The 16,355-nt window shown below is 74.0% G+C and carries 10 protein-coding genes; 8 read left to right on the top strand and 2 right to left on the bottom strand.

Features of this window, described 5'->3' with window-relative positions:
• Nucleotides 1–75: 75 nt before the first annotated feature.
• Nucleotides 76–735: a DUF6518 family protein gene (locus SKED_RS13115; RefSeq protein WP_143755737.1), complete on the bottom strand. Its 660-nt coding sequence runs from the start codon at nt 733–735 to the stop codon at nt 76–78.
• Nucleotides 736–948: 213 nt separating this feature from the next.
• Here SKED_RS13115 and SKED_RS13110 point away from each other — a divergent pair, with 213 nt between their 5' ends.
• Nucleotides 949–1,266: a hypothetical protein gene (locus SKED_RS13110; RefSeq protein WP_143755736.1), complete on the top strand. Its 318-nt coding sequence runs from the start codon at nt 949–951 to the stop codon at nt 1,264–1,266.
• 10 nt (nt 1,267–1,276) lie between these two features.
• On the opposite strand, the gene SKED_RS13105 is transcribed toward SKED_RS13110, so the two are convergent.
• Nucleotides 1,277–2,629 carry an FUSC family protein gene (locus tag SKED_RS13105; RefSeq protein ID WP_012867644.1) on the bottom strand — a complete coding sequence of 451 codons (1,353 nt, stop codon included), beginning with the start codon at nt 2,627–2,629 and terminating at the stop codon, nt 1,277–1,279.
• 82 nt (nt 2,630–2,711) lie between these two features.
• Between SKED_RS13105 and SKED_RS13100 the strand changes: the two genes are divergently transcribed.
• From SKED_RS13100 to SKED_RS13070, 7 genes are all read left to right on the top strand, one after another.
• Nucleotides 2,712–3,200 carry a MarR family winged helix-turn-helix transcriptional regulator gene (locus SKED_RS13100; RefSeq protein WP_012867643.1) on the top strand — a complete coding sequence of 163 codons (489 nt, stop codon included), beginning with the start codon at nt 2,712–2,714 and terminating at the stop codon, nt 3,198–3,200.
• A 183-nt stretch (nt 3,201–3,383) separates the two neighbouring features.
• Nucleotides 3,384–3,908: a septum formation family protein gene (locus SKED_RS13095; RefSeq protein WP_042439248.1), complete on the top strand. Its 525-nt coding sequence runs from the start codon at nt 3,384–3,386 to the stop codon at nt 3,906–3,908.
• 62 nt (nt 3,909–3,970) lie between these two features.
• Nucleotides 3,971–4,363 carry a DUF4280 domain-containing protein gene (locus SKED_RS13090; protein ID WP_012867641.1) on the top strand — a complete coding sequence of 131 codons (393 nt, stop codon included), beginning with the start codon at nt 3,971–3,973 and terminating at the stop codon, nt 4,361–4,363.
• Between the two features lie 148 nt (nt 4,364–4,511).
• Complete coding sequence (locus SKED_RS13085) at nt 4,512–5,150, top strand: Pvc16 family protein (protein ID WP_042438056.1); 639 nt, start codon at nt 4,512–4,514, stop codon at nt 5,148–5,150.
• Complete coding sequence (locus SKED_RS13080) at nt 5,147–7,363, top strand: carboxypeptidase-like regulatory domain-containing protein (protein WP_012867639.1); 2,217 nt, start codon at nt 5,147–5,149, stop codon at nt 7,361–7,363. Before SKED_RS13085 ends, SKED_RS13080 begins: the two co-directional genes overlap by 4 nt.
• Entirely contained in the window at nt 7,364–9,901 is a 2,538-nt protein-coding gene (locus SKED_RS13075) for a carboxypeptidase-like regulatory domain-containing protein (protein ID WP_012867638.1), read from the top strand.
• The gene (locus tag SKED_RS13070; RefSeq protein WP_012867637.1) at nt 9,898–16,344 is read left to right on the top strand and encodes a carboxypeptidase regulatory-like domain-containing protein; all 6,447 of its coding nucleotides are present in this window, start codon (nt 9,898–9,900) and stop codon (nt 16,342–16,344) included. The genes SKED_RS13075 and SKED_RS13070 overlap by 4 nt, the downstream gene beginning before the upstream one ends.
• Nucleotides 16,345–16,355: the final 11 nt, after the last annotated feature.

Raw genomic sequence — 16,355 nt, 5'->3', positions numbered from 1 at the left:
CGGGGAGGTGAGATGAGGTTAGCCTAACCTGGGCGAGGACGTGCGCGGCTCACGAGTCGGGCTCGATGCCTCGTCTCACGAGAAGGAGGTGGCCCCCAGCGCGCTGTAGGCGGCAAGAAATGCTCCGGCGACGGCAGCGGCGCCGACCACGGCCGCCCCTCGGGCGAGGGTGCTGCGGATGCGGCGGACCAGCATCACGACGAGGAGCCCGAGCGCTACCACCCCGATCGTGCTCCAGTAGACGGGGCTGGTCGTCTCAGCGACAGCGGTCAGCCCGTAGAAGGCCTCGCCGAGACCGATCCCCGCCAGCAGCGCGGTACCTGCGGTGGCACGCCACTCGGAGCCTGCCCGGAGCCAGCTGGTCGCCACCCCGACGAAGGGCCCGACGACGACGCCGACGACGACGAACACCGTCGGGTCGTAGAACAGGCCGTGCAGGTGGGCCGAGGCTGAGTAGCCCACAGTCAGCACGCCGAAGCTCACGGCTCCGAGCGCCGCCGCGAGCGGCGTGGACGGTCGAGCCCAGGCGAGCAGGAGGACGGTGACCAAGGTCCAGCCGGACGCGGAGTTCGCGAACGAGGTCAGAGCATCGGGGAGGATCCCCTGGGCGAAGAAGGTCAGCATCCCGATCGCGAAGCTCGCCAGGACGACCGCTGCGGCGCGCGCCCACGTCTCTGCCTGCCGCTCGGGACGTCTCACGGCGTCAGGCGCACTACTTGTCGGGTTCGCGATCATGTGGCCCACAGTAGGAATCCGAGGCGGTCCTCCGCGTCCACTCCCAGGATGAGCGTGCGACCTCCCCTGTGCCCCCGCGGGCGGAGGGGAGGCTCGGGTCGAGGAGGTCCGGCAGGCGGAGCAGACCGCACGCGAGTCGGGGAGCGACGTCGTGACGACAGCGGGCACCAGTCCCCATACGCGGGGCCACGAGGGAGTGGTTAGGCTCCGGGCATGACGACCCCATCTGCTGCACACGACGACCGCCAGCCATCAGGTGCAGAGGTCGCTGTCGCGAGCTCTCCCCGGGTGCGGCTCCCCGGCGTGGCGACGGCCCTCCTGGCGATCTCCCCGGTGTTCCTCTTCTTCGGTGCCGTCCACTTCATGGCCACGGGGCCTCGCGGGTACTTCGACAACGCCCAGAACCAGGCCGTGGTGGGTCTGGTGATCTTCGGGATCGGGGTGGGGTTCCTTCTCGCCGGGCTGGTCCTGGTCGGGGTTCGGACGATCGCCCAGCAGCAGCTCGACCTCCTCCGAGGGGAGCGTCGCTAGCCGGACCCTGCTAGTGCCCCGGTGCCTGCTCCCAGCGGTCGTGGACCACGACCGTCATGAGCACCCCGACGGCCGCCCCGAGGACGGTCGTCAGTGCTCGGTCGAGCGCGAGCGACCCGTCCGCCGGAGCCCCGAGCGACGTCATCAGCAGTGCCATCGGCGTGATGACGAGCATCGCGACCGCGTAGTTGCGCAGCACCAGCAGCTCGGTGACCACCTGGAGCGCCACGACCACCGCGACGACCGCCCAGAACCCCAGGTGCGCCTCGAGCAGCGGCCAGGCGAGGAGCGCGCCGACCGCCGTGCCGACGGCACGCTGCAGCGCGCGCGGGGTGTTGGTGTGGACGTGCCGTCCCTGGAGTGCGGCCGCCGCGCCGACGGCGGCCCACGCCGGGTGCCCCCAGCCGAGGGCGAGCGCCGCGAGGGAGGCCACCAGCGCGCCGGCGCCGATCCGCAGGACGGGCACCGTCACCTCGCCCGAGCGCACGGTCGCTCGGGCGACGTCGAGGAGCGTGCGGCGCTCCGGGACGGCGAGGTGCGAGTCCACGGTCACCGACGCGCTCTCGCCGCTCTCGACCTCGGCGAGCAGGAGCGCGAGGTCGCGGGCGGCAGGGGCGGTGCGTCGGTGGCTGAGGTCGTCCGCGAGCACCTCGCGGGCCTGTGACAGGCGCACCGGGTCGAGCGGCTCGGACCGCAGGGCGCGTCGCACGGCCAGTGCGGCAGGCTCGCTGGGGCGCAGGACGTAGCCCGACATGCAGACCAGCCACGCGAGGACGGCGCCGCCGAGCGTGGCGCCGGTCCGGACGCCGACGTCGGCGAGGCTCGGGTCCCCGGCGACCGCAGCCCCGGCCGCGAAGATCGCCATGACGGGTCCCGGCGGCCCGGTGCGCACCGCGAGGGTGAGCAGGCTGGTCCCGGCGGCCACGAGCGACACGACGAGCATCTCGACCGGCGCCGGCCACCCGGCGAGGGCCGTGAGCGAGGCGACGAGCACCGAGCCGGTGATCATGAGGCCCGCGAGACCGACCAGCTCCGCGCGGCGCCGGTAGGGGGCCCACCGGACGTAGACCGAGGCGAGCGCGCCGAGTGCGGCGAAGCCCGCGGCGCCAGGGAGCCCGGAGAGGTGCCCGACGACGAGAGCACCACCGACGGCCAGGCCGGCACGGATCGCGGCGGCGACCGTCGCGTCGGCCGGCTGCATGGTGAGCGCGGCGGTGAGGTGGCTCGTCGAGAGCACGCCGCGGGCGGCCGCCCGGCGCGTGGCCGGCGCCTGGGGCGGCGGCGGAGCGGCGGTCGTGCGGGTCTGGCTCGTCTCTGTCTTCAGGGGCGGCGTCTTCATGGTCGGCGTCTTGGTGGTCGGCACGGGGTGGCGCGGTCCTCTCGGTCGGGTGCGGGTAGTCTGGGACGAGTATTTCACAGATGTTTTACCCGTGAAGGAGTTGGTGGTGGACTTCACCGAACGCGTCGTCGCCCAGTGGGCCGAGCGCCGGCCCGACCTCGACGTCTCGCCCGTCCTCGTCCTCGGTCGCGTGCAGCGCATCGCCGCCGCGCTCACCGCCGCGAGCGACACCACCCTCGCCCCCGAGGGACTCACCCGCGGCGAGTTCGACCTGCTCACCGCCCTGCGTCGCGCCGGCAGGCCCCTGCGCCCCAGCGAGATCACGACCGTCACCAGCGCCTCCGGCGCCGCCATCACCAAGCGCCTCGACCGCCTCACCCGCGACGGCCTCGTCGAGCGCACCGGCTCCGACCGCGACCGCCGGGTCGTGCTCGTCACCCTCACGCCCGCAGGCGAAGAGCTCGTCGACAGGCTCTTCGCGCCGCACGTCGCCCAGGAGGCCGCCGTCCTCGACGGCCTCACCCCCGCCGAGGTCGCCGAGCTCGAGCGCCTCCTCGCCCACCTGCTCCACGTCGTCGACCCCCAGACCTACTGACGCCAGACCTGCTGATGCCGGGCTTCTCCTGAGACCCCGTTGGTCTCCGCTCCTCCCGCGGCCGGGGTCTCTCACGCCCCCAAGTTCAGTAGTGATTGCGCTGGTGGCCACGACCCCGTCGGGCCGACCATGGACCAGACCGCTCCTGACGACGGACGGCACCAGCAGACGACAGGAGCAGGCGTGCACGGACCAGGACGCCTCGCCGGCGCACACCACCGGCCTGCGCCCCGCCGCACCCTGACCTCCTCCCGGGCACTCGCCGCAGGCGCCCTCGTCGTCGGTGCGCTCGCGCTCGCGGCGTGCTCCGGCGACGACGACTCCGAGGGGGTCTCGGTCCTGGACCTCGAGCCCGGGGCCTGCGTCCTCGCGCAGCCCGAGGTGACCACCGAGGTCGAGACGCTCACCCGCGTGCCCTGCGACGTGGCCCACCAGCAAGAGGTCTACGCCAAGGTCGCCTACACCGCGCCCGACGGCACCGTGGGCGACTTCCCCGGGGACGCCGCGCTCGTGACCTTCGCCGACGGTGCCTGCGCCGAGGCCTTCGAGGACTACGTCGGGGTCGACTACCGGGACTCCACGCTCTACTTCACCTACCTGCTGCCCTCCGCGCGAGGCTGGGACCAGGGCCCGGACCGTGACGTCCTCTGCTTCGTCACCACCACCGGCGCGACGCTCACCGGCTCCGTCGAGGGCACCGGCACCTAGCCGCGCACCGCCGCGCTCTCTTCACCGCACGCCACCACCGACCACCGATCGAGGAGCCTCACGTGGGAGCACCCGCCGTCGTCACCACCGCCCAGGTCGTCTGCGCGATGGGCGCGGCCCCGGCCACGCTCACGGTGCTGCCCGTCAGCCGGGTGCTCGTCGAGGGCAAGCCGGTGGCCACGGTCCGCGACATGCTGCCGCTGGTCAACGTGCCGACCTTCGGCATGTGCATGTCGCTCGCCAACCCCAGCGTCGCCACCGCGACCGCCGCCGCCCTCGGGGTGCTCGTCCCCATGCCGTGCGTGCCGGTGCTCACCGGGCCGTGGTCGCCCGGGTCGGCCAAGACGCTGGTCGGCGGAGCGCCCACGGTGCAGCAGTCGAGCATGTGCCAGTGCGCCTACGGGGGAGTGGTCCAGGTGCTCCTGCCGGGCGCCACCAAGACCTTCATCGGCTGAGCCGACGGCGAACTTCGGTAGCGATTACCGATGCCGCCCGCGGGCTGACCTCCGTACGGTGAGGCGTGCGCGGCCCGGAGCCCCACGCTGCGGTGCCTGCTCGGTGCCGACGAGGTCGACGGACGGCGAGAGGAAGGTGGCAGGACGCGTGCTCATCCCCGCCGTCGAAGACGCCCTCACCGCCTACCTGGACCGCGCGGTCCCGCTCTCCGGGCACCAGGCCACCGTGTCCTTCGACCCGCCCACGCCGGCCTGGGCGGAGCAGACCACCGGTCGCACGGTGAGCATGTTCCTCGTCGGGATCACCCGCAGCCCCCAGCCGCCACGGGCCTCCGCCCCGCGCGCGTCCTCCGAGGGCCGCATCGAGCGGCGCGCACCGCTCCCGCTCGTCCAGCTGAGCTACCTCGTGAGCAGCTGGGCCGAGGACGTCCGCGCCGAGCACGGGCTGCTCGGCGACGTCCTCACCCGCCTCATGACCGCGCAGGTCCTCCCCGAGTGGGCGGTCGAGGCCGAGCTCTCGTCCTCGGTCCAGGTGGCCCTCGCCGCGGACGACGTCCTCGCCGTCACCCACCTGTGGCGCAGCCTCGGTGCACCGCACCGGGCGGGCTTCGTCCTGCAGGTGACCGTCGCCTCCGACGCCTTCGACTGGGAGCTGGCACCCCCGAGCGTCACCGACGTCAGCACGTCGGCCTCCGTGCTGCCCCGCCCCACCCCGGGCGACGCCACGACCCCAGGCATCGGCCCGCGCCGGTCCGGGACGCCCACGCGGGGGACCGACCAGGGATGAGGATCCTCACCACGGTCGACCGGCTCACGGCAGCACCGGGTCAGGCCGTCACGCTCCGCCTCGAGGTCGTCAACACCGAGACCGTCATCGAGGGCATCGGGGCGACGGTCTACGGCGTGCCGCCCGAGATGGTGCGCACCGAGCCTGCCTCCCTCGCGCTCTTCCCCGACGCACAGGGCGAGCTCGCCGTCGAGTTCACCGTCCCGGCGACGTTCCCTGCCGGGCGACACCCCGTCACCGTCGCGGTCCAGGGCCGAGCCCCCGGGGCGCGTGCCGTGCACCACGACGTCGAGCTCGTGGTCGACGCCCGCCCCCGGCTGCTGCTCCAGGCCTCCCCGAGCGTGGTCCGAGCACGACGCCGCGGGACCTTCTCGGTCGAGAGCGTCAACCGCGGGAACGTCCCGCTCGACGTGTCCCTGCGCGCGCGCGACGCGGACCGCAGCCTGACGACCACCGTGACCCCCTCGGCGACCACCGTGGCCCCGGGGGAGTCCGTCACGTCGACCGTGGTCGCCACCGGACCGCGCCAGCTCTTCGGCTCGGACCGCGACCGCCCGCTGCGGATCGACGCGGTCGCGGGTGAGCAGTCCGAGAGCATCTCGCTCATGCTGCGCCAGCGCCCGCTCATCAGCCGCGGCCTGCTGACGGTCCTCGTGCTGCTCGCCATCGTCTGCGTCTGGGCGGCCATCTTCCTCGTCGGCATCCGCGGGGTCCTCGGCAGCGACCCGGTGACCAAGGTCGCCCCCGCGTCGTTCTTCGCCGCCACGGCCGAGGCCGGCGGCGGTGCCGGGGCCGACGGCGGGGCGCCCGCCGGGGCGCTCTCCAAGGACGGCCTCGTCGAGTCGGGCGTGGGCGGCACGGTCACCGGGACCGTCACCGCGGTCAACGACGGGCGCGGCGTCGGTCGCATCACCGTCGAGGCCCTGCGGCAGTCCCGCCAGGGCCTCGTGGTCGTGGGGTCGGCAGCCACCCAGGCCGACGGCACCTACACCGTCGCCGGCCTGTTCCCGGGGCAGTACTACCTGCGGGCCTCGGCCGACGGCTACGACGAGGTCTGGTACCCCGCCTCGCCCGACAGGTCTGGCTCGACCGTCGTCCGCGCCCGCGCGCAGCAGGTCAGCGACGGGCAGGACATCCTCGTCACCGGGCAGCCGGCGACGCTCTCCGGGACCGTCGCCGTCGGCGACGTCCGCGCCCCGGTCGTCACCACCGTCGTCGCCCGCCCGACCTGGCCCGGTGCGCCCGAGGGCGTCGAGCACACGACCGAGACCGCGGCCGACGGGACCTACTCCTTCGTCGACCTGCCCGCCCCCGGCTCCTACGAGCTGAGCTTCACCGCCGAGGGGTACCAGCCGGTCACGACCCTCGAGTCCCTCGCCGGCGGGCAGAGCCGCTTCGCCTCCGACGTCACCCTCGGCTCCACGAGCGGCCAGATCTCGGGTCTCGTCACCGACGGGCAGAGCCCGCTCGGCGGCGTCGAGGTGTCGACCACCCTCGACGGGGCCCCCGTGGTCGTCGGCACGCCGACCCTCGGCGCCGTCGGGACCTTCGTCATCCCCGGCCTCGCGACGCCCGGCACCTACGTCGTCACCTTCACCCGCGAGGGCTTCGGCGAGAGCACCGTCGTCGTCGACCTCTCGGCGGGCGAGTCCCGGACCGACCTCGAGGTGGTCCTCGGCGACGGCGTCGGCACCCTCACCGGCCGGCTCGTCGACGCCGAGGGGCGCGGCCTCGGCGGTGCCACGATCACCGTCGGCGGCACCGAGACGCCCGTGACCGCGACCACCCTCACGAGCGGCGAGGTCGGCTCCTTCACCCTCACCGGTCTCGCCGTCCCCGGCTCCTACACCGTGACCTTCACGCTCGCGGGGTACGGCGACCAGAGCATCCCGGTCGAGCTCTCGGCCGGCGCAGCCCAGGAGCCGGTGCTCGTGCGCATGACGGCGGCCCTCGGTGGCATCTCCGGACGGGTCACCTCCGCGGGCGCACCGCTCGACGGCGCCGAGGTGGTCGTCACCGACGGCGTGAAGACCTGGACCACCGTCGCCGAGAGCGGCGGGGAGGCCCCGGGCGCCTACTCGTTCTCCGGGCTGACACCCGGGACCTACACCGTGACCGTGAGCAGCGCCGGGACCGTCGCGGCCACCGGTCTCGCACAGGTGACCGCGGGCTCGTCGACCACCCGTGACCTCGACGTGCCGGGGGTGGGCTGAGTGAGGGTCGAGCTCTCCGTCCGCCGCCTGCAGGTGGTGCCCGGCGTCGCCTCCGCGCTGACGGTCACCGTCACCAACACGAGCGAGGTGATCTCCGGGTACACCGTGAGGTTCCTCGGTGCCGACCCCGACTGGGTGGCCGTCGACGACCCCGAGATCAGCCTGTTCCCGGACGCGACGGCCGAGGTGCGGATGCGCCTCACCCTGCCCGTCGGCGTCCCCGCGGGGCCGCGCCGGATGGCCGTGCAGGTCCGCGAGCTCACCGCAGACCAGGCCGTCGCGATCGAGGAGGTCGTCGTCACGGTCCCGGAGCAGCCGGGCCTCGACGTCCGGCTCGACCCGGTCACGGTGACGGGCGGGCGTCGCGCCGACTTCGGCGTGGTCGTCGAGAACAACGGCAACACGGTCCTCACCGGGAAGCTCCGGGCCGTGGACCCGGAGAAGAAGACCACCTTCACCTTCACCCCGCCGGACTTCCGGCTCGCCCCCGGCGAGCACGTCACCGGCCGGCTGCGGACCAAGGCCAAGCGTCCCGTCTTCGGCTCGATGACCGTCCGGCCCTTCGCGCTGCACGTCGACGACGGCGTCCGCCGCGCGGCCGCGCCGGAGGGCGAGGAGCCACGGCCCGTCGCCCAGGGCGTCTTCGTCCAGAAGCCGCTGTTCGCCCGAGGCCTGCTCTCGCTGCTCGGCCTGCTGGTCGCGGTCACCGTCTTCGCGGTGGTCATCGCCGTCGGCCTGACGAGCGTGCTCGCGCGCTCGGCCGCCGACCGGGACCTCGCCCTGCAGGTCGCCCAGGCACGCTTCGACACCTCGGCGTCGACCGGTACCGCCGGGCTCACCGGGGCCGTCACGCTGCTCTCGGACGGGCAGCCGGTCTCGGGGGTCGCGGTCGAGGTGTTCGTCGAGTCCGACACGACCGCCGTGGTCGCCACCACAGCATCCGACGACGCGGGCGCCTTCGCCGTGACCAACCTGCCTGCCGGGGACTACAAGCTGCGGATGCGCGGGGCCGGCTTCGCCGAGGTCTGGTACCCCGCCGGGGCGACCGACGCCGACGCCGAGGTCGTCACCCTGAGCGCGGGCCAGCAGGTCACCGGGCTCTCCGTGCTCCTCGGCGGCGTCCCCGCCACGGTCTCCGGGACCGTGCTCGGCAGCGACGCCGCCGGGGCGACCGCAGAGCTGCAGATCCCGCTCGACGCGGCCGTCCTCGACGGCCTCGTCGACCCCGTCGCCGGTGCGGCGACGCCACCCGCCGCCGGCGACGGCGCTGTGGTCCGGTCGACGCCGGTCGGCGGGGACGGCACCTTCTCCTTCGCGGCCGTGCCCTCCCCGGCGGTCTACGACCTCGTCGTGTCCAAGCCGGGCTTCTCGACGCAGGTGCACCGCATCGACGTCGCCGCAGGCGAGGACCGGGCCGGCCTCGAGGTCAGCCTGCTCGAGGGGGACGGCTCGATCTCCGGGCTCGTCTCCTCGGCCTCCGGACCGGTGCCCGGTGCCACGGTCGTGGCGACCTACGGCCAGGGCGTCGTGCAGACCGTGAGCCTCACCCAGGACGACGTCGGCAGCTTCGTGCTGCGCGGGCTGCAGACCCCGGCGACCTTCACGGTCGTGGTGAGCGCCCCCGGCTACGCCTCGGCGACGCTGAGCGTCAACCTCGCGGAGGCCCAGGAGCTCACCGGGCTGTCGGTGGTGCTCGGGCAGTCTGCCGGGACGCTCTCCGGCCAGGTCACCGTCCCAGCCGGGACCAGCGCCGCCGGTGTCGCCGTCACCGTGAGCGACGGCGCCGTCACCCGCCAGACCGTGACCCGGTCGAGCGACCCCGCAGGGTCCTGGTCCCTCGGCGGGCTGCCGCTCCCGGCTACCTACACGGTGACCTTCTCGCGGGCCGACCTCGAGTCGCAGGTGGTCTCCGTGACCGTCGACGGCAACGGGGCCGTGAGCACCGGCGGTCCCGTGGACGTCACGCTGCGCGCGGCGACGGGGCGGATCACCGGGGTGGTCACCCAGACCGCCGTCGGCTCGGAGGAGTCCGGCCCGGCGGGCAACGTCCAGGTGACCGCGGCCTCCGGGACCTCGACGCTGTCGGTCACGAGCGCCTCGACGCCGCAGGAGAGCGTGGGAGCCTTCGTGCTCGAGAACGTCGCCCCCGGGACGTACACCGTGACCTTCTCCCGCAAGGGCACCCGGCCGACGTCGAGCATCGTCACCGTCACGGCCGGCCAGACGGTCGAGCTCAACCCGCAGCTCGTCTCGCCCGCCTCGATCTCCGGGACGGTCCGAGCCGAGGGCGTGCCCGTCGCCGGGCTCGAGCTCCGGCTCTTCACCGCGGAGGAGTTCGGCACCGCCGCGCCGGCACGCGCCGTGGTCACGAGCGCCGCCGACGGCACCTACCAGTTCCCCGACGTCGACGCCCCGGCGCACTACGTCATCGAGGTGCGGTCCGCGACGGGCACCTCGGCCCTCGCGACCTCACCCGCCCTCACCATCGGTCAGAGCGACGCCCTGACGTACGACTTCACGCTGGAGTCCCTCTCATGACCGAGCAGATCACCCCCACACCCGCCGTCGGCCTCGGCGCCCCGAGCGTCCTCGTGGAGCCCGGCGCGCACGCCCCGGCCGGACGGGCGGCGACCCTGCGGGTGCACGCCCGCAACCTCGCCGACGGGCCCCGCGACGTCACCGTCACGGTCATGGGCCTCGACGACGGCTGGTCGCCCGAGCCCGTGCGGCTCCCGGCGGTCGAGCCCGACGCGACGGTGTCGACCGAGATCGACCTGCTCCCCGTGGTCGGTGCCGTCCCGGGCGACTACCCCTTCGTGGTGGTCGTGCAGTCCGCAGCCCCCGGTGCCGGCCCGACGACCACCCTCGCGGAGAGTGTGCTGGTCGTCGACGCACCGAGCGAGGTGCTGCTGACCGTCGAGCCCGCCGACTCACGGATGCGCATGCGACGCAGGCTGTCGGTGGTCCTGTCGAACACCGGCGTCGAGCCGGTCGAGCTCACCGTGAAGACCCAGACGTCCCGCGGCCTGCGTCTCGAGCTGCCGTCGCGCACGCTCACCGTCCCCGGGCGCCAGACCGTGCGGATGTCGGCGACGGCCCGCAACCAGCGCCCGCAGCTCATGGGGCACCTCGACCGCAGGACCTTCTCCGTGGTCGCCCAGGGCCGCCAGGCACCTGCCCGGTTCAGCGGCACCGTCACCGCCCGCCCGCTCGTCAGCGCGGCGATGATGCGAGTGGTCGGGCTCCTCATGGTCGTGGTCCTCTGGGGCGGCGGGCTCCTCGTCGCGCTGCCCTGGTTCACCGACCGTGCCGGCGACCAGCCGGTGACCGCGCAGCCCGCGGCGACCGTCGTGACGGATCCTGCTGCCGGTCCCGACGGCAGCGGCGGCACAGAAGGGGCCGCGGGCGGCTCAGGGGCAGACGGCTCCGGCGCCCCCGGCGAGGATGACGGCGTCCTGCCCGACGCCGGCGTGCGGGTCGGCGGTGTCGTCACCGCCGACGACCCCTCCGGCGTCCGGGTGCAGATCGCCCCGGCGAGCATCATCCCGACCACGACGCAGCAGACCGCCGCCGGTACGCCGGCCGCCTCGGGCGGCGGCGGGGGAGCCGCACGCGGGGCGGGCACGTCCCGCGTCGTCCCTGCGGCGGTCGTGGCGGGGACGGGCACGTCGGGCACCCTCGCGTCCTCCGACGACGCCACCTCGTCCTCGGGCAGCGCCCGTGCGATCACCAAGACCTCGGCGCTCGGGCTCCCGCTGGGCTCGACCTCGGCCGCAGGTCAGTCGTCGACCGTCTCCGCGGCGCGCAGCACCGAGACCGGCTCCGACGGCGCCTGGGCCTTCGCCGGGCTCGCCCCGACGCTCAACTACCTCGTCACCGTGTCCAAGCCCGGCTACCAGACCGTCCGCCAGGTCGTCTCCGGGGCCGAGGCGGCGGCAGCAGCGCTCGACGTCACCCTCGTCGCGGGCGACGGCAGCCTCTCCGGCGTCGTCACCGGGCCTGACGGCGCAGGCGCGGGCGGGGTGACGGTCGTGCTGAGCGACGGCACCACGACCGTGAGCACCACGACGGCCACGAGCGGCACCGTCGGGTCCTGGGCCGTCGACGGCCTCTCGACCCCCAGCACCTACCTCGTCACCGCGCAGGGTGCGGGACTCGGGGCGCAGTCCGTCCTCGTCACGCTCTCCGCGGGCGGCTCGGCGACCGCACCCCTGAGCCTGCAGGACGGCGTCGCGACCCTCTCCGGGACCGTCACCGGACCGGACGCCCTCGGCGCCGTCTCCGGGGTCGGCGGCGCGACGGTCACCGCGACCGCCGGCGACACCACCCGTACCGCCTCGACCCTCACCTCCGGCCGGCCCGGCGCGTACAGCCTCGCCGACCTGCCGGTCCCGGGCAGCTACACGCTCACCGTCGAGGCACCCGGCTTCGCGACCCAGACCCTCGAGCTCGACCTCGGGCCCGAGTCCTCGGCCGCCCCCGCGGACGTGCTGCTCGGCTCGTCGAGCGGCGTCGCGCAGGGCACCGTCCGCGACACCGCAGGCACCGCGCTCTCGGGCGCCGGGCTCAGCCTCACCAACGGCACCGACGCCTACAAGACGATGTCGACCTCCGACGGCTCCGGCTCCTTCCGCTTCAACGGCATCGTCCCCGGCGAGTACGTGCTGTCCGCCGAGCTGTTCGGCCACCTCACCGCGTCGACGACCGTCACGGTCGCGTCGGGCGGGACCGTGGGCGCCGACCTCGTCCTCACCCCGGTCGCCGGCGACGGCCTCGTCGACACGTCGCGCATCCGCGGGCGTGCGAGCGACGCCCGGACCAACGGGCAGATCGACTGCGTCGCGCTCGCCCCGGGCGAGGAGTGCCTCGTCACGGTCTCGCTCACCGCGCAGAACCCCGACGGCACGCAGCGCCAGGTGACGGTCACCTCGGAGCCCGACCTCGAGTACGTCATCCCCGCCGCCGACGACACCGGCCTGCTCCCCGGGCTCTACGAGCTCACCGTCTCCGCCCCCGGGTACGAGAGCTCGAGCGTCAAGGTCAACGTGCCCATGGCGCAGACCGTCTCGGCCGGGCAGGTCGCGCTGTTCCCGTCGCCGTCGCTCAGCGGGACGGTGCTCACCCGCATCGGCGCCGTGCCGGACGGGACCTGCGTCGTCGCGGTCGCCTCCGGCCAGCCTGCGCCCACCGGGGGCTGCACCGCACCCGCGCCGGACACCTGCCAGGTCGACGGCGGTCGCTGTGCCTTCACGGGCGTCAACGGTGGCTACACCATCACCTCGATGCCGGCGGGCACCTACACCGTGACGGTGCTCCCCGGCAGCGCGGAGTACCGCGTCTCAGGCACCATCCCTCCCGTGACGCTCGTGCCCGGCGACGTCCGTCGCGTCGACGTGACCCTGGACCGGCTCGCCCGGCTGTCGGTCACGACCCTCGTGGACCGCGGCACCGGCGCCATCACGCCCGCCGCCGGGGCTGTGGTGACCCCGGTCCTGCTCGCCGGCTCCGGCAAGCCTGTCGTCCCGGGGGCACCGGGGACGCCCGGGACGCCGGTGGTCTCGGTCGACGGTGTCGCGGCGCTGAGCATGCTCGAGCCTGGGACGTACCGCTTCGACGTGACGTGGCAGGACGACGACGGGGTCCAGCTCACAGGGTCGATCGCCGGCATCGAGCTGGCCTTCAACCAGGAGCGCACGACGCAGCTCGTGCTCACCCGCACGGTGCGGGTGTTCCAAGGCGCACTCATGACCCAGCTGACCGCAGGCATCCAGACACCGGTCGAGGACCGTGAGGTCGTGGTCACCGGGATCATCGGCTACGACGGCGTGACGCCCGTCCGCTCGAGCGTCACGCTCGTCACCGACGACGACGGCCAGTTCGCGACCTCGGCGACGCCCGACACGAGCGGCTACCTGCCGCTCGTGTCGGACAAGGTCGACGTGACGGTCGCCGCGAGGACGGAGGCTCCCTTCGACTACAAGGCCCTCTCGCTCACCGGGGTGGACTTCGTCTCGGGCACGTCCACGATCATCGAGCTCCAGCCGGTCGGGCAGCCCTTCTCCGGGACGCTCACGCTCGCCGGGGACGGTCCGGACGCGAGGGCACCCGCCTCGCAGGTGCTCTTCGAGGTCGTCTCCGGTCCGCCGGGCGCGTCCTCGGTGAGCATTTCCGCGGTCACCACGGCCAGCGGCACGTCCTTCCCGCTGCTGTGGCGGGACGCCAACCAGCCTGCCAGCGGTGCGGGCACCCTCGCCCGGCCAGGCACCTACGTGGTCCGCGCGACTCTCGCGGGCCACGAGCCTGTGCAGGAGACGATCGACGTGGTCGTCGAGACGGGGAACGCCCCGGTGACCTTCAAGCTCGCCCGGTTCGGAAGCCTCACCGTCGCGCCGGTCACGTGCTCAGAACCCCTCACCGTGCCGCCGTGCGGGGACGTCGGGACGACCCCCGTGCCCAGGGCCGAGATCACGGTGAGCGGCAACGGCATCCAGCAGACCGCGACCCTGGCGCAGGGCACGCCCGAGGCGGAGTTCGGCGAGCTGCCCTCCGGGGACTACCGCGTCGTCGTGCGGGCCGCCGGCATGGCACGTCTGACCACCACGCTCACCGTCAAGGCCGAAGACACCGACGCGCAGCCCGTCTTCCTCACGAGGCTCGGCACGATCAGAGGGACCGTGTGGTCGACGACGGCGCGCGCCGGCGACCCAGATGGCACCAGACCGGTCCTCCGAAAGCTCCCGGGAGCGGTCGTCACGGCCACCGGCCCGGGGGGAGCGGAGTTCACCGTGGTCACGGACGCCGACGGGGCCTACTCGATCACCGGCACGGCAGCCCTCGAAGGGCTGCAGACGGGCAGGTGGAGCGTCCAGGCGCGCCTGGACGGCTACACGGCACCGCCAGCCCAGACGGTGGACGTCACCGGACCCGGCACGTTCGAGAAAGACGTCACGATGCCGTTCACGCCCGTGACCGTCACGGTGTTCGTGGTGAACGACCTCATCGACGGCGAGGCCGTCCCGGGGCTCGACGTCGTCCTGCAGGACGGCATCAGGTCCGTGCCCGCCACGTGCCCGCCGGTCGCGACAGGGTCAGCGACCACCACCTGCGACCGTGGCGAGTACCGGTTCCCCGACGTGCTGCCCGTGCAGTCGATCCTGTCGATCTCCGGCGCGGGCTACCGGTCGTTGCAGGTGAGCATCACCCCACCGGTGGGTCAGCCGAACTCGGCGGTCACCGTGCCACTCGTCGCGAACACCAACGCCATCGGCGGCATCGTCACGGGGCAGCGCGGCTCGGGGACACCGGTCCCGCTCAAGGACGAGACGGTGCGCCTGACCGCCGTGCCCGCGGCGCCGACGGACCCGGACGCACCGGTGGACCCGCCAGTCACGTCGGACACCATGACAGGGGTCGACGGCAGCTTCCTGTTCCGCGACCTCACCGACGGTGCCTACGACATCTCGGTCGAGGCCGCGGGCTACAGCCCGGTGACCCGGCGGGTCACCGTGGTCGGAGGGCAGGCGGCCCTCGTGGACCTCCGGCTGTTCCAGGTGACCCGAGCCGTCACGGTCTCCGTCACGTCGGGCTCCGACCTCACGGGCACGCTCGTGTCCCTCACGGCGCAGGACGGCACGACGCTGCCGGGCACCATCGCGGGGCAGCCCCTGGTCCGGTCCGGAGCGACGTACACGACCATCTTCAACCAGGTGCCCGAGGGCGCGTGGACGGCCACCTTCACGGGGGCGTCCGGGCACCCGTGGTCGACCACCCGGGTCCTCGACGCCGGGGACACCACCCTCGAGGCGACCATCGACGAGGTGCGGCTGCGTCTCGCGGCGACCGGGCCCGACAGCGGCGCGCAGCTGACAGTGACCGTCGAGGGCAGCCCTTCGGACACCGACGGTGCCATCGTCGACCTCACGAGGACAGTCTCGGTCGGGGCGTCGGCAGAGACGCTCTACCTCCTCGCCGGCACCTACGAGCTCACACCGAGCACGGTGGCCGGGGCGACCGTCTCCCCGGCGACGGTGACGATCGCACCGAGCGAGTCCGACCGTCTGGTGACCTTCGCGGTCCAGAGCCCCAGCACGACCACCCTTCCTGCGCTGACGGACTGGGAGATCGGCACCGCCAAGACCCTCGTCGCGACCGTGCGCGGGCCGCAGTCCTCGGCGGCGACCGCGACCGGGACTGTGACCTTCTCCCTCGCCGGGACCGAGCTGGACGTCGTGGCCGTCGATGCGGCGGGCCGGGCGACGCTCAGCGGGACCCTCCCGGCCGGGACCGTCCCGGGGGCGACCGAGGTGACGGCGGTGTACTCCGGGTCGACGTCGCTCGCGGGCTCCCAGGCGTCCAGGACGGTGACCGTCACCGCGGCCGGGACCACCACCACCCTGGCCGCCCCGGGACCCCTGACCGTCGGGACCCCGACGACTCTCAGCGCCACGGTCTCCGCCCCGAGCGGGGGCACGGTCACGGGGTCGGTCGAGTTCCTCCGGGGCGGGGACGTCGTCGCCACCGGTACCCTCGCCGGAGGCACCGCGACGGCTTCCTTCACCCCCACGAGCGCGGGTCCGGCGACGCTGTCTGCCCGCTTCGTCGCCTCGGGCTCCTACGCCGCGTCGACGAGCGCGGGGCGCTCGGTCACGGCTGCGAGGGGGCCGTCGACCACGACGGCGACAGCGCCCGCTGCGGTCGGCGGTGACGTCACGGCGCGGGTCGCCTGGGGTGGGGCGCCGGCCACGGCCGGGACGGTGGAGGTCTCGAGCCCGGGAGGACAGGTCTCCTGCCCTGCCGTCTCGCTGACGGACGGCGTCGCGTCCTGCTCGACCGCAGGGCTCCCCGCCGGTACCCACACGATCACGGTCGTCTACAGCGGGACGGTCGACCGGCTCGGGTCGCAGACCACCGTCCAGGTCGTGGTGCCGGCGGCACCGCCGGAGCCGGGAGAGACCGAGGACCCGGACGACGGGACCCCGTGAGCGTCGTCCGG

This window comes from Sanguibacter keddieii DSM 10542 (assembly GCF_000024925.1).
Lineage (GTDB): Bacteria > Actinomycetota > Actinomycetes > Actinomycetales > Cellulomonadaceae > Sanguibacter > Sanguibacter keddieii.
The sequence above is the reverse complement of the archived record's forward strand: the minus strand, read 5'-3'. Positions and strand labels throughout refer to the sequence as shown.